The sequence below is a fragment of the Litorimonas sp. WD9-15 genome (assembly GCF_050271975.1).
In the GTDB taxonomy this organism is placed as follows: domain Bacteria; phylum Pseudomonadota; class Alphaproteobacteria; order Caulobacterales; family Maricaulaceae; genus Litorimonas.
In genome coordinates this window covers 2819864-2842829 of sequence record NZ_CP189850.1, presented here as the reverse complement: position 1 = coordinate 2842829, position 22966 = coordinate 2819864, and the positions used below count along the sequence as shown (strand labels likewise).

At 54.1% G+C, this 22966-nt stretch carries 19 protein-coding genes; 14 read left to right on the top strand and 5 right to left on the bottom strand.

Annotation, left to right across the window (positions count from 1 at the left end; genetic code table 11):
- Positions 1–165 precede the first annotated feature (165 nt).
- Together ACP9M6_RS13350 and ACP9M6_RS13345 are read left to right on the top strand one after the other, a co-directional pair.
- Positions 166–1305 carry an alkaline phosphatase D family protein gene (locus tag ACP9M6_RS13350; RefSeq protein ID WP_427451887.1) on the top strand — a complete coding sequence of 380 codons (1140 nt, stop codon included), beginning with the start codon at positions 166–168 and terminating at the stop codon, positions 1303–1305.
- 253 nt (positions 1306–1558) lie between these two features.
- The gene (locus ACP9M6_RS13345) at positions 1559–2272 is read left to right on the top strand and encodes a cell wall hydrolase (RefSeq protein ID WP_427451885.1); all 714 of its coding nucleotides are present in this window, start codon (positions 1559–1561) and stop codon (positions 2270–2272) included.
- Here ACP9M6_RS13345 and folD read toward each other — a convergent pair whose 3' ends face one another.
- Entirely contained in the window at positions 2273–3157 is an 885-nt protein-coding gene (gene folD, locus ACP9M6_RS13340; RefSeq protein ID WP_427451883.1) for a bifunctional methylenetetrahydrofolate dehydrogenase/methenyltetrahydrofolate cyclohydrolase FolD, read from the bottom strand. It abuts the gene before it with no gap.
- A gap of 152 nt (positions 3158–3309) precedes the next feature.
- Here folD and ACP9M6_RS13335 point away from each other — a divergent pair, with 152 nt between their 5' ends.
- The 4 genes from ACP9M6_RS13335 to ACP9M6_RS13320 are packed head-to-tail and all read left to right on the top strand — an operon-like array spanning position 3310 to position 7138.
- Positions 3310–4125 carry a type II secretion system protein N gene (locus tag ACP9M6_RS13335; protein WP_427451881.1) on the top strand — a complete coding sequence of 272 codons (816 nt, stop codon included), beginning with the start codon at positions 3310–3312 and terminating at the stop codon, positions 4123–4125.
- Positions 4126–4127: 2 nt separating this feature from the next.
- Positions 4128–6017 (top strand): type II secretion system secretin GspD, encoded by a 1890-nt coding sequence (gene gspD, locus ACP9M6_RS13330; RefSeq protein ID WP_427451880.1) that lies wholly within the window; start codon positions 4128–4130, stop codon positions 6015–6017.
- Positions 6018–6710, top strand: coding sequence for a type II secretion system protein N (gspN, locus tag ACP9M6_RS13325; protein ID WP_427451878.1), 693 nt, complete (start codon positions 6018–6020; stop codon positions 6708–6710).
- 8 nt (positions 6711–6718) lie between these two features.
- Positions 6719–7138, top strand: coding sequence for a hypothetical protein (locus tag ACP9M6_RS13320; RefSeq protein WP_427451877.1), 420 nt, complete (start codon positions 6719–6721; stop codon positions 7136–7138).
- Here the strand turns inward: ACP9M6_RS13320 and ACP9M6_RS13315 are convergent.
- The gene (locus tag ACP9M6_RS13315; RefSeq protein ID WP_427451876.1) at positions 7107–7574 is read right to left on the bottom strand and encodes a prepilin peptidase; all 468 of its coding nucleotides are present in this window, start codon (positions 7572–7574) and stop codon (positions 7107–7109) included. The genes ACP9M6_RS13320 and ACP9M6_RS13315 overlap by 32 nt on opposite strands.
- Before the next feature lie 76 nt (positions 7575–7650).
- Between ACP9M6_RS13315 and mgtE the strand changes: the two genes are divergently transcribed.
- The 4 genes from mgtE to ACP9M6_RS13295 all read left to right on the top strand — a co-directional run bounded on the left by mgtE (position 7651) and on the right by ACP9M6_RS13295 (position 11994).
- On the top strand, positions 7651–9018 hold the full coding sequence (mgtE, locus tag ACP9M6_RS13310) for a magnesium transporter (RefSeq protein ID WP_427451874.1): 1368 nt from the start codon (positions 7651–7653) through the stop codon (positions 9016–9018).
- A 93-nt stretch (positions 9019–9111) separates the two neighbouring features.
- A complete protein-coding gene (locus ACP9M6_RS13305) occupies positions 9112–10476 on the top strand; it encodes a lysozyme (RefSeq protein ID WP_427451872.1) in 1365 nt (454 codons plus the stop codon).
- A gap of 49 nt (positions 10477–10525) precedes the next feature.
- Positions 10526–11530, top strand: a complete 1005-nt coding sequence (locus ACP9M6_RS13300) for a hypothetical protein (RefSeq protein ID WP_427451870.1) — start codon at positions 10526–10528, stop codon at positions 11528–11530.
- A gap of 32 nt (positions 11531–11562) precedes the next feature.
- Entirely contained in the window at positions 11563–11994 is a 432-nt protein-coding gene (locus tag ACP9M6_RS13295) for a DUF1489 family protein (protein WP_427451868.1), read from the top strand.
- Positions 11995–12055: 61 nt separating this feature from the next.
- Here the strand turns inward: ACP9M6_RS13295 and ACP9M6_RS13290 are convergent, their stop codons facing one another.
- Positions 12056–14851 (bottom strand): TonB-dependent receptor plug domain-containing protein, encoded by a 2796-nt coding sequence (locus ACP9M6_RS13290; protein WP_427451867.1) that lies wholly within the window; start codon positions 14849–14851, stop codon positions 12056–12058.
- Positions 14852–15061: 210 nt separating this feature from the next.
- Here ACP9M6_RS13290 and ACP9M6_RS13285 point away from each other — a divergent pair, with 210 nt between their 5' ends.
- Positions 15062–15604 (top strand): GNAT family N-acetyltransferase, encoded by a 543-nt coding sequence (locus tag ACP9M6_RS13285; RefSeq protein ID WP_427451865.1) that lies wholly within the window; start codon positions 15062–15064, stop codon positions 15602–15604.
- 97 nt (positions 15605–15701) lie between these two features.
- Entirely contained in the window at positions 15702–17768 is a 2067-nt protein-coding gene (locus ACP9M6_RS13280; RefSeq protein ID WP_427451864.1) for an ATP-binding protein, read from the top strand.
- Positions 17769–17785: 17 nt separating this feature from the next.
- On the opposite strand, the gene panC is transcribed toward ACP9M6_RS13280, so the two are convergent.
- Complete coding sequence (panC, locus tag ACP9M6_RS13275) at positions 17786–18640, bottom strand: pantoate--beta-alanine ligase (RefSeq protein ID WP_427451863.1); 855 nt, start codon at positions 18638–18640, stop codon at positions 17786–17788.
- Between the two features lie 203 nt (positions 18641–18843).
- Positions 18844–19923, bottom strand: a complete 1080-nt coding sequence (locus ACP9M6_RS13270; RefSeq protein ID WP_427451861.1) for a D-alanyl-D-alanine carboxypeptidase family protein — start codon at positions 19921–19923, stop codon at positions 18844–18846.
- A gap of 147 nt (positions 19924–20070) precedes the next feature.
- Between ACP9M6_RS13270 and clpS the strand changes: the two genes are divergently transcribed.
- Positions 20071–20430 (top strand): ATP-dependent Clp protease adapter ClpS, encoded by a 360-nt coding sequence (gene clpS / locus ACP9M6_RS13265; protein WP_427451859.1) that lies wholly within the window; start codon positions 20071–20073, stop codon positions 20428–20430.
- Between the two features lie 186 nt (positions 20431–20616).
- The gene (clpA, locus tag ACP9M6_RS13260; RefSeq protein WP_427451857.1) at positions 20617–22929 is read left to right on the top strand and encodes an ATP-dependent Clp protease ATP-binding subunit ClpA; all 2313 of its coding nucleotides are present in this window, start codon (positions 20617–20619) and stop codon (positions 22927–22929) included.
- The last annotated feature ends 37 nt before the right edge of the window (positions 22930–22966 follow it).

The following is a 22966-nucleotide window of genomic DNA, read 5'->3' as shown; positions in this document are numbered from 1 at the left end:
CGGGGCCTATCACCGACTCTCCCAAGGTTTCGTGTGTAATCGACAGGTCCCGCATCTCCGCTCTTCGAGCTTGTGCGGGATGACAGCTAGTGAGTTTTTCTACCTTTATCCCGTTCAATCAAAATCTGACATGACTCTGTCACATCCAGACGCTATCGGTAGTCCATGAAACATCTCCTCCTCCTCGCCTCCGCCGCTTTTGTCCTCTCCGCTTGTGAGTCCTATCCGACGCCTTCTGCGACAAATTCTGCAAAGGCGATGTCGACAGGGGTGACGCCGATGACGTCTGCGCCGCTGGATATGTCCGCGCCGCTTACCCGGATTGCCTTCGGGTCTTGCCTTAGCGAGACGGAGGATCAGTCGATCTGGAATACACTCGGTGCGGAAAATCCCGATATTTTCCTGTTCACGGGCGATAATGTTTACGGCGATACCTATACATCCGACCCGCGCTGGACAGACCCGTCCATGCCAAAAATGCGTGAAAGCTATAACACGCTCGCCTCTGTGCCGGAATTTACGAATTTCCGCAAAGATGTCCCGTTGCTGACAACATGGGACGACCATGATTACGGCGCGAATGATGGCGGGGCTTATTACCCGTTCAAAAATCTGGCAGAGCAAATCTATCTCGACGCGTGGGATGTTCCCGCATCAGATGAACGACGCGCGCGTGAGGGCGTCCACACATCCAAAATTATAGGGCCGGTGGGGCAGCGTGTACAGATTATCATGCTCGATACGCGGTTCTTCCGGACAAATCTGCAAGCGGCAACCCGTGATCAATATGGCGAGCCGGGAACCGAACGCTACGTCCCGATCGAGGGCGGGCACGGCACAATGCTGGGCGAGGCGCAATGGGAGTGGTTGGCGGATGAGTTACAGAAACCCGCCGAACTCCGCCTGATTGTGTCGTCCATCCAGGTCATCGCGGATGGTCATGGCTGGGAAGCCTGGCGCACGATGCCAGCCGAGCGTGAGAAGTTTTACAATTTGCTTGATGAGAGCGACGCGGAAGGCATTATCCTGATTTCCGGGGATCGGCATTCCGGCTCGATCTATCGCCGTGACGATGTGCTGGATTACCCGCTCTATGAGGTCACAGCCTCGTCACTCAATCGTCCGGCCAGCGCTTTTCGGGCCAGAAGCGGTGAAACCCGCGTCGAGGACGGGCCTTACCGTCTACATACCATGCAGTTCGAGGTGAATTACGGCTTGATCGATGTGGATTGGGCCGCGCGAACGGCAGAGTTACAGGTGGTTAGCCCGGGTGCCGGGACCTTCACGAACCGATTTGACTTCTAAATAACTGTAAAACAACACTTATTGTTAGAGTTGTTATTCTAATTTCAATCCCTATATACCTCCTCGAGAGCGCAAAAGCGCACGGAAATACGAACCTAACGTCACCCCCGCATTAAGGGCGGGTTAACCAACTCTCCTCACCCCCACCACATATAGTGATGAAAATGCAACGCACCGCCGCAAAAGGCGCTACGTTTGCACGGGTCAAAGTGAAACGAGTTGCCATTGTGACTAAAAAGTTTACGGAGCGCGAATGATGCGCAAGCAGAGTAAAAAACAGATGGCCGGATGGGCCGCATCACTAACGGCGATACTTGCTGTTTGCGTTGCGATTCCCGCGATTGGCGAAAAGGCGGCTGACCAGCGCGCACATGTAACATGGGCGGAAGCGGCCAGCGAATTTCGCGCTTTTGATGCCTCGCAAGTTGATTTCACGACATATGAGACGCCGCGATTGCGCGATGCCGCCGATATTGTGAAACTGTCAGACCTGCGTGTTGAGCACCGTCGTTGGGCGGAAATGCGCGCGGATGAGCATCAGTGTCTATCCGAGGCGATTTACTACGAAGCGCGCTCGGAATCGCGTTCGGGTCAATTGGCTGTAGCGGATGTCGTCAAGAACCGTGTGAAATCGAAACATTATCCGAACACGATTTGCGGGGTTGTCTATCAGAACGCCGAACGCGCCTTCGCGTGTCAGTTCTCCTTTGCCTGTGACGGGTCTATGGACCGTGCGCCAACGGGCTATGCTTGGGAGCATTCGCAGAATATGGCGCAGCTCTCCCTAACAGGTCACGTCAACGATTTGACGAATAATTCGACACATTACCACACAGTCGAGATCAATCCGCATTGGGCGGACAGTCTGGAATTCCAGAAAAAGGTCGGTTTCCACGTTTTCTATCGCCCCAGCTGGCGCGAACGCGAACCACAAACGGTCAGTATTGCAGTTGCTCCGCCGACTTAGTTAAAGCGCGAGAACGTCTGGTCTAGGTAAACCTCTGCGGTCACAGGCCGCGAGAACCGTATTCCTCAATAAACAGGCAATCGTCATCGGGCCTACGCCGCCGGGCACGGGTGTAATCGCGCCTGCGACGGCTTTGGCGGGTTTGTAATCGACATCACCGACCAAGCGGAATTTACCCTCGCGCTTGACGCTCGGGACGCGGTTAATCCCGACATCTATGACGCAAGCTCCGGCCTTTATCCAATCATCCTTCACCATTTGCGGGCGCCCGACGGCGGCGACGAGAATATCCGCACCTCGACAAACGCCGCGCAGATTTTCTGTGCGCGAATGGGCGATCGTGACAGTACAATTTTGTTCCAAGAACATCAGCGCGGCTGGTTTCCCGACAAGGATGGAACGCCCCAAGACAACGCAATGTTTCCCCGTCAGGTCACCGAGGGCCGCTTTTGCCAAAATGACAGATCCCGTCGGTGTACAGGGACGCAAGCCGGGCTTGCCAAGGACGAGCCGTCCTGCGGACACTTCCGTTAATCCGTCAACATCTTTGGCCGGGTTAATTTCCGCAATAACCGCATTGCTGTCGATATGATCGGGCAGGGGGAGTTGGACGAGGATGCCGTCCACGTCCGCATCATTGTTAAGTTTGCGAACGGCTTCAACAACGTCTGGCTCGCTGACATTTGCGCTTAGACGGAATTCGAGTGACCGCATGCCGGCTTCTTCGGTAAATTTGATCTTATTGCGAACATAAACCTGACTCGCGGGGTCATCGCCGACGAGGACGACGGCTAATGTCGGTTGAAACTTGAGTCCTGCGACAGCTTTCGCCACATCGGCGCGGGTCGCTTCGGCAACGGCTTTGCCATCAATCTTGTTTTCCATGTCGGTTTTTCCGGATTCGCAATGATTCAGTGAGGTTCCCGTAACATCATCGGTGGTAAAACTGTAGATAGAAATCATCCTGTTTCATGGGCTTGGCAGATGAGATAGGCTATGGTCTAAGCGAATGGACCCATATGGTTTCAAGGGACGTTATGACGGCATTACGCACAGTCTTGAATATCGCCAGCCTAGTGTTGGTTGGTGTGATTGGCTGGTTATTCGTGCGGGTTATAGTTGGATTGATGAATCCTGAGAGTCTTTACCTGGCGGAGCCCGTTATCGCTCCGGTTGCAACCGTGGCCTCTGTCGAGGTGACCCGGAATTATGATTTTTCATCCGATCCGTTTTCCCTGACGCAGAGTGTCGTTGCGGATGAACCGCAATTGGGTGAGGACGCGCCCGAAACTTCACTAAATTTGACGCTCAAGGGCAGCACAACGGCCAGTTCCGCAATTATTGGCATGCCGGACGGGCAGGAAAAAAATATCCGTATTGACGAGGAAATCATGAACGGCGTCACACTCAAAGGCATGGGTAAGGACTTCGTTTCTCTGGACGTCAATGGCGAGGTTCAGCGCTTGACGCTGGAACGCGTGAAAATGGAGCAACAGGGTAAGACACCCATCATTGGACGTGCGCCGCCAAAGGTTAGCGATCGCGCAACGTTGCAAGCCCCCAGCCGTGCAGAGGCGGAGACCCTCTTTACGAAGGTGAGTATTGAACCCTATTTCGACGTTGTTGGTGACGGTTTGAAACGTCGCGGCTTCACCGTAAAATCCAGAGCCGGGGCAGACCTCTCCGTCTTCGGTCTTCGGGAAGGGGATATCCTGACCCGTATCGGGCCGGTCCTATTAGACCGTAACCGCACGAATATAAACGAATTGCGCGAGCTGATCTCTACAGGGGCCGCGCAAGATATTGAAGTTCTCCGTGACGGCTCGCCCGTCACCATCCGCATAGGCCAATAACCATGTCGATCCGTAAAATTATCACCAGCGCCGCGCTCGGCCTCGCCCTTACCGGGGGGATGGCTTCCGTTCCGGCCTTTGCCGCCGATGATCACATCATCAATATGCAGGATGTCGATATCAAAGCCTTCATTGAAAATGTCGGCATTGTCACGGGCCGCACAGTCGTCATTGACCCGCGCGTGAATGGCAAGGTCAATATCGTCTCTGAAAAAGCACTGAATGACGGCGAAGTCTGGGCTGTATTCAAAGAAGTTCTGCGCGTTCACGGCTATACCGTCATCCGCTCGGCGAATGGTGATTACCGCGTGACCCTCTTGCAGGGCGCAGCGCAGGATGCGCCACTCACAACAACTGACGGGATTAGTGGGCAATTTAATACAACGATCCTCTCTGTGCCGGACGGGATGGGGGCGGAAGCGGCCCGCCTGATTAAACCCGTCATGCATTCCCAAGGGCAGGTCTCTGCCAATCCCGATGGCAACATTATCGTTGTCACAGATTTTCCTGAAAACCTGCGAAAAGCCCGCGCGATTGTTGCGGCCATGGGCAATGGCGGTCGTGTGCGCGAGACCTTCCAACTCAGCCAGCTTTCGGCACAGGACGCGCAGGAAGTTCTGCGTGAATTAGGCGGAACGAAAGCCGCGTTTAAAGTCGTCGCGCTCAACGCGACAAACAGCATCATTATCGAAGGTCCGCAATCCGAAATTGATGATCTGCGTCCCCTTATCGCCAGTATGGATGTCGGCAGTACGGCCCCGCGTGGCTCTGTCTCAATCGTGCCCTTACGCTTTGCAGATGGGGAAGGCTTGATCACGTTAATTAATGGCTTGCTGCCCAGCTATGTTGTCGAAGGTAAGCCTGTTCCGACGGTCGCCTATGAACCCGGATCGAACACGCTCGTGATCAGTGCGTCCGCAGAGGTCCAGGCCGATCTGGAACAGATTATCCGCCGTCTTGATCAACGCCGCCCACAAGTTCTCGTCGAAGCGATTATTGTTGAGATTTCTGATAATGCGGCGAAAGAGCTTGGGGTTCAGTTTGCCTTGGGCGGTGTGAACGGCTCGACGGTGCCATTGCTGTCGTCAAACTTCTCTCGGCAAGCGCCCAACCTTCTCTCCATTGCGGGGGCTTTGGGCGGAACAGGGTTGGGCCTCGACTCCGGCACACGTGATAGTCTCGCCGATGCCGCCGTGACCTCAATTGCCGGCTTGGACGGCGGTGCATTTGGTGTGGGCGGCGTCGAAAATGACACGCTGTTTGCGGTTATTGTAAATGCATTGGAAACCGATGAGGATACAAATGTCCTCTCTACACCCTTTGTCACGACGCTGGACAATGTCCCCGCGACGTTCCTGGTCGGGCAGGAAATTCCTGTGACCACAGGCGAAAGCTTAGGCGGTAATAACCTCAACCCGTTCCGAACATTTGAACGTCAGGAAGTAGGTATTCAACTCGATGTCCTACCACAGATTTCCGAGGGTGATGTCATCCGGTTGGAGATTGAGCAAATTGTCTCCTCCATCTCCGGCGTGCTGACATCGGCGTCAGGCGATTTCGTTTTGAATAAACGCGAAATCACGACAACTGTTCTGGCCAATGATGGCGAGATTATTGTGCTCGGCGGATTGGTACAGGATGATGAGCAGATCACGGTCTCCAAAGTGCCGTTGCTCGGTGATATTCCTGTGGCCGGGAAATTATTCCAGTCCAAAGGCCGCAGTCGGGATAAGACAAACCTCATGGTCTTTTTGCGCCCAACGATCATCCGAAATGCCGATGATGCCCGTCCCTTGACCCAGGACCGCCTGAACCAAATTCGTGCCGTCGATATTGCACAGAGCGGTCGGGACTTTTCCAAAATTGATGAAATCCTGACGCCGATCCAATAAATGGCCCGTAAACGCTGGATTTTTGCAGGTCACGCGGCTGGCTTTGCAGCTTGTGTCGCAGCCCTGCCATTGGGGTGGGTCGCTCCGCTTTTCGTGCCGGATGAAGTGCCTGAACTGACCTATCACGGGACGGTTTGGAACGGGACGCTCACAGATATTCCCGTCTTTGATACGGCAAATTTCGACCTCCACCCACTCTCCCTATCTGCGGATATAGAAGCGGGTGATGGAACAAATTATGTCTCTGCGACCGTCAACCGACATCAGGCCCGTGATGCTCGTGTGGTTGTTGACCTCTCAACTCTTCCACTGACGGATCAACGGTTGCAGGGTCTGGTTGGCTCTGTTGCGGCAAATCTCATCCTTCTTGGCTATGGGCCTGAGGGCTGTACTGAAGCGGAAGGCACTGTTCGGACGGATGTCCTCCAACGTAATGGCGGCAATATGAATTGGACGGGACCGGAACTGAGCGGACCCATAACCTGCGAAACGGGAGATCTGGTTGCGATCCTGAAAGGTGAAGACTCTGAACAGTCCATTGACGCGCTTTTACGATTTTCCGCTGACAGCACATACCGCGTCGATATTACCGCCCGCACATCGCGTGCGGAAGCTGGCACCATCCTCCCGCTCTTCGGCTTCTCGTCCACTGGCCGTGATTTCAAGCTGACAGAGCAGGGGAAATGGCGCTAGGGTCGGGCATGCGCAGTCTATGTTTCATACCCGCACTCTTTCTCGCCGCCTGCGCGACATCTGCGCCGAACACGTCTCCATCCAAAGCCGCTTCACTTGAACTCCCGCAAATGAAAAGCGGTGAATGTGGTTTGTTCGGTTGGACGACGGATGAAAAACGCAGCTTTGTCTTTTATGCTGACGAGGATGAGGCGAAATATGCGCCGCAGGGTCAGATCATCAAACTCGCCGCCAATGAAGCTTTTCCAACATTGGATTATACCGATCCTGAGGGCCGCCCCGTCATTATAAAATTGGGGAAGGGTGAACCGCTCGTGGGTGGCACGCGTTATCCTTTTGCGCGAATTACGAGTAAGACGGCAGATGGATGGGACCGCGTCATGCCCATCGCTCTGGTTAGAAGTTGCCAGTCATCCGCATCGCAATAAATATAATGGCAATCGCCCCTGCGAGATAGGGACCAAAGGCCAGTTTGAGTGTGGCCCGTTCTGATTTCGGCTTCATCAACACGACGATTAATGCGGCTGAACTCGCCATCAGAATGATAAAGGGCAGGGCCATCGCTCCACACCACGCCCCGCCGGCTGCGAGAAGTTTAGCATCTCCGCGACCCAGCCCGTCGCGTTTTCTAATCAGGCGATAGCCGGTCTCAACAGTCCAGAATATCGCATAGCCCAACACTGCGCCGAGAAGATAAGGATAGGAATCCAGCGACATGATGAAGTGATAGAGCAATCCCCCCGCGATCAAAGGCATGGTGATTTTATTCGGCAGGCGGTAAGTCTCCAGGTCAATGCTTGCCAGCCAAGCGAGGGTCAGCAGCAAGCCTGCCCCGCTGATCCATATCAGGAAATCGTGGTTCATCCCTGACGCCTAATCCGTCCGTTTAAATACTGCAAAAGACATTTACGTTTTCCGTCTCGCGCCGTAAGCGCAATCTATGAGCCAGTCGGATGTCACACTTGAAATTTTACAGGCCGAAGGTGAGGAAACGCCCGTCTCGGACGCATTGGATATTGCCAGTGATTCCATGCTCGCGGACACACTTTCACGGCTCCACCCTGCTGATGTCTCAGACGGGGTGGAACAACTCTCACCCGAACAACGTGAAGAACTTATTGCACGGGCGCCAGAAGTTTTTTCTGCTGAAGTCCTGGCTGAGATGGAAGATGATGTCGTCGAAGACATTCTTCCCTTCCTCGATTCCACGCAATTGGCGGATGCGTTGTCCGACATGGACAATGATGATGCGACCCAAATCCTCGAGGAAATGGAGGAGGCGCAGCGGGACGAAGTTCTGGAAGCCGCCACGCCCGAAGACCGCATTGCCTATGAGGAAAGCCTTGCCTTTGATGATGAGACCATTGGCCGTCTCATGCAGCGCGAGTTCGTCGCCGCGCCGGAGTTTTGGACGGTCGGGGATGCGATTGATCATATGCGGACGACCGGTGAGGGCCTGCCGGAATTGTTCTTCAACGTTTATGTCATCGACACAGCGTTCAAACCGATTGGATATGTCCCCGTCAGTCGCCTGATGCGGGCGCAACGTGATGCGCGACTGTCGGATATGATGGAGGATCTGATTGTCGCCATCGGGCAAGATCTCGATCAGGAAGAAGCCGCTTATTATTTTGAGAAATATAACCTCATCTCCGCGCCCGTGACGAATGCGGAAGGCCGTCTCGTCGGGATGATGACCGTCGATGACATCATCGAAATTATTCAGGATGAGAACAAAGAAGACTTCCTCGCACTGGCGGGTGTCTCGGACGCGGGTCTTGCCGATACGCCGATGGAAACAGTTAAGGCGCGGGCGCCGTGGCTTTTCGTGAACCTGTTGACGGCTGTCCTCGCTAGTTTGGTCATTGCGCAATTTGATTATGCGATTTCGCAGATCGTGGCACTCGCCGTCCTCATGCCGATTGTCGCGAGCATGGGCGGTAATGCGGGGACGCAGGCCCTGACCGTGGCCGTGCGGGCCTTGGCCGAACGCGAATTAACGGCGCAATCCGCCTGGCGGGCGATACGCCGTGAAGCGGTGGCGGCCCTTATTATCGGCGTGATTTTCGCCATCGTCCTCGCCATTATTGCCTATCTCTGGTTCGGCAATCCGATGCTTGCCCTCGTCGCCTTTATTGCGATGATCGTGAACCATATTTTCGCCGGTTTGGCAGGGATAGCCGTGCCGCTCGGGTTGAAACGCGCGGGGGCCGACCCGGCCGTCAGTTCCTCCGTGTTCGTGACAACGGTCACCGACATCATCGGCTTCTTCGCGTTTTTGGGAACCGCGGTTCTGCTTCTGCTTTAGAAAATCACCTGAGAGACGAGTTCGGCCCGTCTTTTGCAACACATCTTCCAAATCTGTCGGGCGGAGTCCGACTTGTAACGATTTGGAACGATTATGCGCCAGACATCTGAACTCGCAATATCCGAGACCGGGCTAAAACTTATCAAAGCCTATGAGGGGTATCGCCCCGTGGACCGTGAGCTTGTCACGGGACAACGGATCGTGGGTTACGGTCATCGGCTATATTCTGAGAATGCAAAACGTATGACCAAGGCGGAAGCGGAGGAGACGCTCCGCCTCGACCTCGAACCCTTTGAGGAGATGATTAATACCGAAGTCCACGCGCCCCTCACGCAGAGCCAGTTTGATGCGCTCTGTTCTTTCGCGTTTAATATCGGCCCAAAAGCGTTCCTGACATCGGATACATTGCGTGCCTTGAATAATGGTCGGCCACTGGATGCCGCCAATGGATTTGATATCTGGCGCAAATCAGAGATCGCGGGAAAGACCTATGTCGTCGACGCGCTGATGCGCCGTCGCACGGCGGAGAAGGCTTTATTTCTTCGGACGGAACGGGAGCTGCCCGCCGGACGTGAAGACCTTCCCCCTGTAGCGGATACGACGATTTCTGCGCTGTCGACGGAAGATGCACTTCCTGTTTTTTCAGCGGATGATGCAAATGGGATAGTTGCGACCGCGCCCCATGAAGCCGTCGATCCACAATTTCGACGTCGTGAAGACGGCCCCGCCGGCCCGCTCTCTTACACGGAAATTGATACGGATGCAGAAGATGATATCGTCTCAGAGGAGATAGAGACGATTGATCCCGAAGCCGCGATTATCAATCTCTCGCTTGATGATGCTCTGGCCGATGATAAAGACGAAACCGTTGACGTCGAGACGACCGAAGAACCCCGGCGCTCGCCCATCGCGGAGGCGGCGACTGATATTGTCGCCCGTCTTGACGCCCTGATCGAAGATGCGGGCGAAGATGATGAAAAAGATACAGCGGATTGGCCGGAAAGCCTGATTAAGGCCGAGGTTTCTGAATCTGACGAGTTGACGGATATTGAGACGTCCGCGTTCGATGCGTCGAAACCGCGGGCAAAAATTGCTGAGCAAACCGATAAAAAGCCCGTTCTTGTGATTGATGAACTCGCACAGGATGATGCATTTCGCATGCGGAGTGAAGGTCAGCGCGTGCGCACAGACTCCGCCGCGCGCTACATCCAAAACACGACGCCCGTTCGTCAAGCTGAGGCGATTGAGGAAAAAAATGGCGCAGCGGGTCTTTGGATTCCCGTTATTCTTGGCTTCCTGCTCATTGGCGCGGGTGGGGCCGCATGGTTGCGCGGGGCGGAAAAGCTGTTGGGGGAATGGGGACCTGTCTTGGCTTTCTCTGGATTGGTTATTGGTATCTGCCTCGTCCTGATGGGCGTTTACGCGGCATTAAGGATGAATCTAGGCAATCGCGACTGAAGGCCGTTTGGAAAGATATTCGCAACAGTTTGAGCGTAGGAGCCGGAATATGTTGACGGAAAACGAAAATTATAACGACGTTCAAAACACGGAAGAGGCTCATTTTGATGTGCCCCCATCTCCGATGCTGACGGATTGGACGGAAGAGAACTCGCAGAAATTTCAAAAAGATATCATGAGCTTCGGGCACAATCTGGCAGGGACAGGCCTGTTTACGGATGAGGCGCTGATTGATTTGTTAGAACGTCACCCTTCTGAATTACTTGATGTTTGCACGATGGGCGCAGCGGATCATCCCATTTACCCCAATCGTTTCAGAACGGGTGATTTCCGGGGTGTCTCCGGCGAAACACTTTTGGCAGCGGCGAAAGCCGGGCGTGTTTGGATCAATGTCCGCGAAGCCATGAACGTACACACCGATTATAAAGCGGCCCTTGATGAGATGTATGGTGAATTGGCTGAGAAAACTGGCAACCAAGCTTTTAACCCGCGGGGCGGGATTTTGATTTCCAGTCCTGTCGCCAAAGTGCCTTATCATGTCGACAAAACAGAAACGATCCTCTGGCATGTACGCGGACGCAAACGCATGTATCTTTACCCGCGCACGCAAAAATTCATTCCCGACCGTGCCTATGAGGCAACTTTGACCAATTTCATCGATGATGATCTGCCCTATGACGCCTCTTTTGATGAGGCGGCAACAATTATTGATATTGATGAAAACACAGCCCTGTCATGGACATTAAATGCGCCGCACCGGGTTGATAATCAGAGCTTCTGTGTCTCTGTGACAACGGAGTACTCAACGGCGGAGTCGGGGATGAAAAACGCAGCTATGCTGACCAATGCGACGCTCCGTCATCGCCTCGGCATGAACCCCTCCTATGCAGAAGACGGCCCGGCGGCTCGGAAGGTGAAATCTTTCGTGGGGCGGGCTATTCGAAAAGTCGGTATGGTTCCGAATACAACGACGGCGGATATGGTGACTTTTAAGATCGATGCGCAAGCCGATGATTTTATCGTCGATACAGATCCATATCAGCGCACCTTCTAGATTTGATGTCATCTCCGTCCTAAGTGGGCGGCGTGACTGTTCATCTTCAAAAACTTTCCGTTGGGTCCGAGTCGATCCAGACACTGGCCGACTGGCAGGACCATGTTGTTGCAAGACGGCAGCAGCAGGGCCTGTCCGCGCATCATGTCCATGTCACGCGCATGTTCCCGAAACGAAAAGAAGACCTCCTGGAGGGCGGGTCAATTTATTGGGTCATCAAGGGCAATATCCTGTGCCGGAACCGGATTGTGGCGCTGGACGAAACGACAAAGAACGGGCACCGGGCCTGCGCCATTCTGATGGACCCTGAACTCATTCCCGTCCTTCCCGTGCCGCGCCGCGCTTTTCAGGGATGGCGCTATTTGCAGGTTGGTGACGCGCCTGCGGACCTGACGGGGGCGGAAAACGGGGCGGATCTGCCGGCGGCTTTTCGCGCGAAACTTATTCAACTCGGCGCTTGGTAAACCCGCATAAAAAAAGCCCCGAACATTGTCCGGGGCTTTCGCATTTTTATGTCGGAGAGACTTAGAAGTTCACACGGACCTTGGCGTACCACTGACCGCCATTAAAGCCGGTTGGCGCAGCTTCAGGGTAAAGTTGACCTGTGCCGCCCTGACCCGGGTTTTCATCCGGATAGTTATCGAAGATGTTGTTTGCGCCGATAGCAAGCTCAACACCTTCGCGCACTTCAGCCGCGACTTCTGCGTCAATCAGGATTTCGGAACCGATATCGTCGACGCCGTTCCCTGTATCATCCCAACCGCCAAAATAGTTGGCGCGCAACACGCCACGGAAAATACCCTGACTGTGTGTGAAGGTCGCACTGCCTTTGACGTTTGGCAGAAGGTCTTCGAGGGCTTGGACACGGCCATCGCTGATCGGGTTCAAGTCACCACGATCTGTGACTTCTGTATCGGTGTAGTTTGCCGCGACGATAATGTTAGAATTACCACCGCCCAAGCTGAATGGATACCGTGCGACAAGGTCGATACCACGCGTGCGTGTATCGAAACTGTTGGAGAAGAAACGGAATTGCGACAGATCATCCAAGCTCAGGAAGTCCTGACGATTGATAACGCCTGCACCGCTGAGCGTGTCCAGGGCCTCACTGACCGAGTCGTATCCGGCAACAGCAATATCCGTGTCGATATTGACATTTCCAGCGGACCGCAGGGCGGCGAGGAAGTCAACATTGGCACCCAAGGCAATCCGGTTGTCGACTTCGATTTGGAAGGCGTCGAGCGTGACACTCAGGCCGGCATAATCAAACGCGATACCGGCGGAGAAGTTGGTTGCATCTTCCGGTCCCAATTCAGGGCGTCCGCCTTGCGTTGTCTCGATGAAGTCAGCGGCCAATTGTCCGGCGGCTGTGTTCAATGGAAGCGTACCTTGGTCGATCAAAACACCGCCGACATTCTGCGTCGTCACGTTTGTAATATTGGCCTGACCCGCTGTCGGGGCATGGAAGCCTGTCGAATGCGTTGCACGAAGTGAGATATTATCCGTCGCTTTAAACAAGGCAGCGATTTTATAATCAACCGTGTTACCAAATTCAGAGAAATCCTCATACCGCACCGCACCTTGTAAGGTCAGCTTGTCGGAAACATCGGCTTCAAGGTCGAGATAGGTGCCGAATGAGTCCTGCGAGTTGGAAGAACTGTTCGGGAAACCACCAAAACCGTTAGAGCTGGAGGAGAAACCCTGGCTGGCCAAGGGACCGAGCGCGAAAGAGGCCGGGTCGCCCGCGAAGAGATCGAATGTTTCCTCGCGATATTCCGCACCAAATGCGATGGAGAGTTCAGAGGCAAGGCCAACATCTACGAGATAGCCGAAATCGGCATTGATCGTTGTTTCAATCTGCTCTTGACCACCGGGAATAAAATCACGGGGTGTGTCCGGCCCGAGGGACGCATTGACTGTATTATTGATAAAGAAGTCAACGCGGGATGCCCCGTGCGTGATGGAGTAATCATAGCTAAGACCTGTACCAATATCAAAGATACCGCGAAGACCTGCTGTAATGCCGAAATCACGCAAATCGCCACCAAAACGTGGCACGAAACCGCCGGGGATTGTTTCCGTAAAGGCAAAACAATTTGAGTCGGCTGCGATATTTGCGAAGATAGCAGCATCTTGAATGAGGCCATCTGTGCCTGACAATGGGATGCCATCTATACAGCTTGACCCACCGTCAAGATCGCCAACGCGCACAGAGTCAAAGATATCTGCAAAGGCGATTTCATCGCCATTCACGTCTTCAAACACATCATCCGAGCTGTCGTCAGTTGTCCCGCCTGCAACTTGTGTGACTGCAAAACCATCGCCGTCAACACGTGGACCGGCGTAAACGCCGCCGCGATTGGTCGGGTTCCGGTAGAAAAATCCGCCTGTCGTTTGACGCTCGGCATATGTACCCGTGGCGTAGACTTCTTTGTCTGTACCAATTTCAAACGCCGTGTTGAAGAGGAGTTTCAGGTCGCCTTCGACATCCGGCTGACCCCAATATTGTGGGACTTCGTCGGTGAATGTATTGATCGTCTCGAAATCTGCGACAGCTGTGTTGCCGGCCGCAATCAGTGCTTGAACATCGTCACGCACGACAGAGCGGACCGTGCCGTCTGTTTCGCCATATTCTGCTGTCACATTGAAGAAGCCAACATCACCGAGGGGAAGGCCGAGATTACCGCCAATGCGGTAATTGTCGCCGTCGCCGTCATATGTGGATCCGTATTTGGCTTCAATCACGCCGCCCGTGGAGTCGTCTTTGAGGACGAAGTTAATCACGCCTGCAATCGCGTCAGACCCGTATTGCGAGGACGCACCATCGCGCAGGACTTCGACCTGTTTCAGAGCCATGGACGGGATGGACGAGACGTCAACACCTTGTGAACCATCGGCAATACCACCGCCGAGGAAAGAGATAACCGCGCCGCGATGACGGCGCTTGCCGTTAATCAGAACGAGTGTGTTATCAGGCGACAGACCACGCAGGTTGGCGGGACGCACGATAGAGGCCGCATCGGAAATGGGCTGTGTATTTACGTTATAGGACGGAACCGCTGTGCGAAGAAGGTCTTGGACATCATCGGCTGCGTTGGTTGTGAATTCGACATTTGAAATTACGTCAACGGGTGCCGGTGTATCCGCAGCGGACCGCAGGGCACGCCGTGTACCCGTCGTAATCACGACATCTTCGCGTTCAACGACCGTGTCGTCAACATCCTGCGCGAAAGCAGGGGAGGCCACGAGACCTGTGAGAAGAAGAGAGGAGGCGGACAGTGTCAGCCATGATTTCAAGTTTTTATGTTGCATTATTTGCATCCTGTTATTGTGTGACCGGGTATTATGGCCTCTCTCGAGGGGCGTCGAGACTATGAACAAACGTAAAGGTGGATATGTTTCTGACAACAGGATTGTGCCTTAACTGGCACTTTTCATGCTTTCTGTTGCAAATTTGACACAAATCAGCTGATTGCTAAGGTAAAATTTACCTTTATTGAACGTGTTTGCACATAATGAGGTCGAAATATTTTGGGTCAACCTTCTGAAATCGTATTACGACTTGCCGTTGAAGCGGATATTCCCGCCATAAAGGCGCTCATGCAGGCTTCAATTGAAACACTCCAATCCGATTACCTCACGCCGCAACAGGTTCAGGCCTCACGGGCCGCCATGGGCTTAGACACCCAACTCATCACGGATGGAACCTATTTCTGTGTCTGGGACGCAGATACGCTCGTGGGCTGTGGGGGATGGTCTTTCCGCGCGACGCTCTATGGCGGCAATCATACGAAGGGACGGAGTGCGCGCCACCTGGACCCCGCGACCGAAAGAGCAAGAATTCGCGCCATGTACACCCACCCCGATCATACGCGCCGCGGCATTGCAAAGCTTATTCTATCGGCGTCTGAACAGGCCGCTTTCAACGCGGGCTACCTCACGCTGGAAATGGCGGCGACATTAGCAGGAGAGCCCTTTTACGCTCGGTGTGGGTATCGTGTTGAGTCGCGCTGGCTGGATGAAAATGGATCTGTGCCCGTGCCGTTGCTGACGATGGTGAAATTCTTCACGTGAACGACTTGAGGTCGCAAATCATTTTAAGCCTCAATTTATGATTTCTTAAATACGTCCCTGCATTTTGACGTCTCGGGGAGACTGAAAGGTTGGGATCATGACAGCTCTATTCACAGCGAGAGACAGCGAACGCCACCAGGGTGCCCTCAATGTCATCCCGCATATCTTGAATGCCGCCAATATGGCCTATGCGCGGGTGGACGGTCACCAGGTTATTCAACAGGCTGATGGTGATGTCGCCGGTATTTTGGGACTAGATCGGAATGCGGAACTGGAGGGGTTTAGCCTTTCTGATGTGCTTCACCGTTTTAAAATAGAAGACCCCGTAACGCGTCAGCCGCTGAGTCCCAAGGCGGTTTCCAAGATGATCGCGGCATCTTTGCAGTCACCCGAGCCTCACCGCACAACCGTTATTCTCACGACATTGGATGGGCGGCGGGTCCGCGCGAATTCTTGGTATGATGGTCAAGGCGAATCCACGCTCGTCGTGCGCGACATATCCGTGGACTCGCAATATCGCGACCTATTTGAAATTGCGATGGGGGCGGCCAATGCCGGTTTCTGGTCCATGGACTTTAAGACGGGACAATTTACCTATTCCGCCAGTGTCATGAGCCGTCTGACAGACCGCGAGCAGGCACTTCTGCAGAAAAACGGATTATTCGCAATTATCCACCCTCAGGATTTGCAGCACATCACGAGCGAATGGGCGGAAATCGCCCGGCAGAAGACCGGTTTTGACTTTAAATATCGCGTCCGCACGGAGGAAAACCCCTGTATGTGGCAGCGATCCATCGGCCAAATTACCTGCGCCCCCGACGGGACGGCACTGGGTGCAACAGCTTTTGTGATGGATATCACCGAAGATGTCGACAAAACCCAAGCGCTGAAACAAGAACGGTCTGCCTCGAAAGCAAAATCAGAATTCCTCGCCCGGATGAGCCACGAAATACGAACGCCGCTCAATGCGATTATCGGCATGAGCGATAGTCTGCGTGATGAGCCGCTTTCCGATGATGTGCGTGAGGTCATCACAGATATTGAACAAGCCGCCGAAGGTCTGCACCATCTGTTGTCGCGTACATTGGATCATGCAAAATTGATGAGCAATTCCGTCGAAATTATCCGGGACGCAACGGATATCCGGGAGCTGTTAGAGACGGTCTCGCGACTCTGGAAGCCGCAAATCTCCGTCAAGGGCTTGTCCTTCCGTATGATCGTTGATCCCAACCTGCCGGAAATATTGGAATTGGACGGTTTCAGACTGCAGCAATGTCTGAATAATTTTCTGTCAAATGCGACGAAATTTACCAAGACGGGCACGATTTCACTTATCGCGAAACACGCTCATCTGAAAGGCGTACCACAATTGGTGCTCGCTGTTCAGGACACGGGGATCGGCATGACACCCGAAGAGGCGAAGCGTATTTTTGAACCTTTTGCCCAAGCTGATGGCACGATCCAACGCGAATATGGTGGCACGGGGCTGGGCATGGCGATTTCCCATGATCTTTGCGAGCTTATGGGCGGTCAGATAAAAGTGAAATCCGCGCTGGAGGCGGGCTCAACATTTGCAATGATCCTGCCCATTGACCCGGCTGAGGCGAAAGATGTGGCCGCGCCGGAGACTGCGCCCGTCCTCGAAGACCCGCCCCTCCAGAAAAAGCCTAAGGTCGCCGAATTTGAGGCGCTGATTGTACCTGAACCCATTAAAGTTGCGAGCGTGTCAAAGCATGATGAGATCCGACCTTTTGAAGGTTTGAATGTTCTCTGTGTCGAAGATAATCCGATCAATCAGAAAGTCGTCAAGCGACTCATCGGGAAACGCGTTGCACAGCTTTATTTTGCAGAAAATGGGCGCGAGGCCCTGAATGTCTTAAACACCGTTTCGGTCGATGTCGTATTGATGGATATTCATATGCCCGTCATGGATGGGATAGAGGCGACACTTGAAATTCGGAAATCGGATGCCGCCTATGCGAATGTCATTATTATCGCTCTAACAGCGGATCCCGATTATCAGCAGCGCCGAATTTGCCGCAATATCGGGATGGATGACACGATCGCGAAACCCGTCCGGCGCGAAGATATCCTGGAGGCGTTTGACCGCACGCTGGGTAAATTGTCCCATCGCTACGGCAGCCATGTCGCCCTTAGCGCTTAGGCCTGACCGGCCTCTCGCTAAACCGCGAAATTATCGATCAGGCGGACGCTGCTCTCGCCATTCGGGCAATGCGCCGCGACGAGGACGCGCGCTGGACCGTTAAGATAGCCGCCTTCGAGGACGGTCAGCGAGTTGGGGCTGCGGACTTCGACATAATCAATTGAAGAAAAGCCTGCCACCAGCAGGGACCGCTTCGCGGCATCCGTCGCCTCATCAACATGTCGACCGTCGCGCATATCTTCTGCACATTTCATCATGATAACGTTGAGCTTGCGGGCCAGCGCAAGACCGTCCGCATCGAAATAGGCATTGCGGGAGGAGAGGGCGAGGCCGTGTTCATCCCGCGCAATCGGAGCGCCAATGATTTTGATCGGCATGTCGAGGTCTTCGACGAGGCGTCGGATGGTCGCGAGTTGCTGATAATCCTTCTCGCCAAAAATCGCCGTATCGGGCTGTACGCGGTTGAACAGCTTGGTGACGACGAGCGCGACCCCGTCAAAGAATGTCGGGCGGTGATCCGTTTCCAACCCTTTAGCGACGCCGCCGACTTTGACTTCTGTGGCATGGTGGACATCATACATGGTTTGCGGATCGGGGACATAGATCAGGTCAACGCCTTCGGCTTTGAGAAGGCGGGCATCTTCCTTTTCCGTGCGCGGATAGGCATCAAGGTCTTCACCCGGCGCGAATTGGGTGGGGTTGACGAAGATGGAGACGACAACGCGGTCGCCATATTGTTTGGCCAAGCGGACGAGCGTCAGGTGGCCTTCATGCAAAGCCCCCATCGTCGGGACAAAGACAATCCGGTCCCCCGATCCCCGATAGGACCAGATTTGATTGCGGAGATCGCGTTCTGTGCGGACGATTTTCATGGCGTGTGCTTAGCCGTGTGTGAGCATGGGGGGTAGTGGTAAATTAAACGACTTGTTCCCGGCGAATGCCGGGATCTCCAACGTCTTCAAGAGGGTGCAGATGTTCATGAGGGACTCCAGATACACTATTATTCGCAAATGCATGAATTCTGTCGTGAACATAAGGATGTCCCGGCCTTCGCCGGGAACAGGTGGTGGCCGGTTTAAGGCGCAATCAACCAACACGGTCCTTGTGCCGTTTTACAAATCCCCTTTGCTTCCTCTGCTGTTAATCCCGACAGTTTCGCATGGAAAACCGGTTGCCCCTGCGAGAAGCCACTGGAGAGCTCCATCGGCGCTTTTGGCGCGAGGGTCTTGGACATTTGCACCGCAAAACCTTCGCTCGGCATATTCCGCAATGCGACGGACCAAGGTTTAACCTGAACCGGCGCATCGACTCCGCGCAGGATAGCTGTGGGTGGCGTGTCAGACATCACGAGTTGTGTTCTGGCTTCGGGGACGACACCCATAACGTCAAAGCCTCGTTCGACAAGGTCTCGGACATGTTGATTTCGACTCTTTCCGCTGGCCCCGCCCAGCACAATCGTGATCTGGCGACGGCGATTGCGCGTCGCACTGACCATCAGATTATAGCCCGACGCGCGGGTATAGCCCGTTTTGAACCCGTCCACCTCGACCATATCGTGAAGCAGCGCGTTTGTATTTTTCTGCCCGCGAAACCGCTTCTGCCCAAAATATCGATAGCGCGCGCGGTGGGTCGTCAGGACGCTATGCGCGAGTTTCGCCATATCCCGCGCGGTCGTGACTTGGTCAGGATGGGGCAGCCCGTTCGCGGTTTTGAATGTTGTACGCTGCATGCCCAGCTCCCGCGCTTTGGCCGTCATCATCTCGGCAAAGCGGGCTTCCGTGCCGCCCAACCGTTCGGCGAGTACGACGGCAGAATCATTATGACTACGGACGGCGACGGATTGGATGAGTTGGTCGACGGTGATCTTCGCGCCCGCTTTCAGGCCTAGTTCCACAGGCGGGGTACGGGCGGCTTTCTGTGAGACGGTAAGTTCCTCGTCCAAGCGAAGTGTTCCGGCATCCAGTGCGTCAAAGACCAGATGCAAGGTCATGACTTTCGTCAGGCTGGCGGGGAATCGCGGCTCATCAATCTGTCGCGCATGCAACACATCCAGCGTATCCGCATCGACAATGATCGACGCATATCGGTTCTGCGCCTGCGCCGGAACCGAGATCAGGACAAACGCTATTGCAATGAGGAGGAGTCGCAACCACATCCGTCCTGGCTACCGTTTGTCGGTTAGGACATGGTTAACGTGTCTTAACTTTATTCAGTTCAATTGGAATATATTGAACAGCTTACACACATTATCCAACGTCCACAGGGTTTGCAGGCCCGTAATGAATTCATAACAAGAGATAAGATGACCGTGAATTTAAACGATAACCATATCAAACTTGCCGGATCCGATGATGAGAGCGAGAGCGGCGAAGAGCGCGGCGTCGCGACCAAGCTCCGGCCAAAGACCAAGAAGCCATCCATGTGGCGCGTCATTTTGATGAATGATGATTACACGCCGATGGAGTTTGTGGTTTCTATCCTTATGGGCATCTTCAAGAAAACCTCGGAAGAGGCGACGCAGATTATGTTGAATGTTCACCAAACGGGCATTGGTACCTGTGGTGTCTACACATTCGAAATTGCGGAGACAAAAGTCTCGCAGGTCATGGACGCAGCGAAGCGTGCACAACATCCGTTGCAATGCACGTTGGAGAAGGTTTGAGTCGTTCAAATCATATCCGTCATTACCGGGCTTGTCCCGATAATCTAAAACCAAGTCGCGCCATCGTATGCACTACCGACAAGCCCGGTAATGACTTGTTCACACATGTCCTCACGCCCCTGTGACAGTTCGCGGCTTGAAAGCAGAAATGAATTCCCCACATCTGGACACTGAAAGGAAATTCTAATGGCATCATTTTCCCCCGTTTTGGAAGAAACAATCCATCGGACTCTCAAGCTTGCAACAGACCGCAAACATGAGTTGGCCACATTGGAACATCTCGTACTGGCTCTCTTGGATGACAAAGACGCTGTCGCCGTCATTACCGCCTGCGACGTCGATATCGAACCCTTACGAAGTGATCTAGAAAATTATATTGATGAGGATTTGGCGTCTTTGAAAGTCGAAGACTCAGAGCAGGCTCGTCCGACGGCGGGTTTTAACCGCGTTGTCCAAAGGGCCGTTATTCATGTTCAATCTTCGGGTCGATCAGAGGTCACAGGTGCGAACGTTCTCGTTGCGCTGTTTGCGGAACGCGAAAGCCCGGCCGTCTATTTTCTGCAGGAACGTGACATGACGCGTTACGATGCGGTGAATTACATCAGCCACGGGATTAGCAAATCCGGCGAGAATGTCGCGAAATCCCCGACGGGCGCGGATATGCCTGAAGGTGAGGACGCGAAGAAGAAAGACCCACTGGAAGAATATACGGTTAACCTGAACCAGAAAGCCCAAGAGGGCGATATTGATCCGCTCATCGGGCGCGATGAAGAAGTCGAACGTTGTATCATGGTGCTGTCGCGTCGTCGCAAGAATAACCCGCTTCTCGTGGGCGATCCGGGCGTGGGTAAGACCGCGATTGCCGAAGGTATTGCGCGTCGTATCGTGAATGAGAAAGTCCCTGAAGTGTTGAAAGACGCGACGATCTATTCCCTCGATATGGGCGCCCTGCTGGCCGGAACCCGTTACCGCGGTGATTTCGAGGAACGGTTGAAAGCCGTCGTCACGCAATTGCAGGAAACCGATGGCGCCGTGTTGTTCATCGACGAAATCCACACCATCATTGGTGCGGGTGCAACGTCGGGTGGGGCGATGGATGCGTCTAATCTGCTTAAGCCGGCCCTGCAATCGGGTAAACTCCGCTGCATGGGTTCCACGACCTATAAGGAATATCGTCAGCATTTCGAGAAGGACCGCGCCCTGTCGCGTCGTTTCCTGAAAATCGACGTGTCTGAGCCGACAGCGGAAGATGCCGTGAAAATCCTTCAGGGCCTCAAGTCCTATTTCGAGGAATTTCATGATGTGACTTACACATCTGCGGCCATCCAAGGTGCGGTGGATCTCTCTGTGCGTCACATCACGGACCGCAAGCTGCCGGATAAGGCCATCGACATTATCGATGAGGCAGGCGCGCGCACGAAACTCGTGACCGAGGATAAGCGCAAGAAAAAGATCGGCATCAAGGAAATCGAATCCGTGATCGCGAAGATCGCCCGCATCCCGCCGAAATCTATTTCGCGCGATGATGAGAAGGCGCTGAAATCACTTCCGATGGACCTCAAACGCATGGTGTTTGGTCAGGACGACGCGATCGAAAAAGTCGCCTCCGCCGTCAAACTCGCCCGTGCAGGTCTGCGCGAACCGAATAAGCCGATTGGCTCCTATCTGTTCGCAGGGCCGACAGGTGTTGGTAAAACCGAAGTCGCCAAGCAACTTGCCATGACCCAGGGTCTGGAATTGCTCCGCTTCGACATGTCCGAATATATGGAGCGTCACACCGTGTCGCGCCTGATCGGCGCCCCTCCGGGTTATGTCGGATATGACCAAGGCGGCCTGTTGACTGATGCTGTCAATCAGAACCCGCACAGCATCCTTTTGCTGGACGAGATCGAGAAGGCCCATCCGGATATCTACAACATCCTGTTGCAGGTGATGGATAATGGGTTCCTGACCGACGCCAATGGTCGCAAGGTCGACTTCCGTAATGTCATCCTGATTATGACGACAAATGCAGGCGCGGCGGATGCGGCGAAGGCCGAAATCGGATTTGGTCGCGGCATGCGCGATGATGAGCAGGAAAGCGCCATCCAGCGTCGCTTTACGCCGGAATTCCGTAACCGTCTGGATGCTGTCGTGTCCTTCGCGGCCCTGACGCCGGAAGACATTGCCAAGGTCGTCGACAAATTCGTCATTCAGTTGGAAGCGCAGTTGTCCGAGCGGAAAATCGAATTTGAACTGTCCAAGGGTGCCAATCTCTGGCTCGCCAATAAGGGCTATGACAAACGCTACGGCGCGCGACCGCTCGGCCGGGCCATTCAGGAATATATCAAGAAGCCGCTCGCGGATGAGATATTGTTTGGCAAGTTGAAGACAGGCGGCCTCGTGAAAGTCGGCGTCGACCGCAAGAAGGAAAACCTGACCTTCAAGATCGTCCCGCCTGCTAAGGGCAAGGCCTCCGGGAAAGGGTCCAATGCGCCCAAGCCTAAGGAGGACGCGTAGCGTCCGCAATTGACCCAGTGGGTCAATTGAGCGCTAC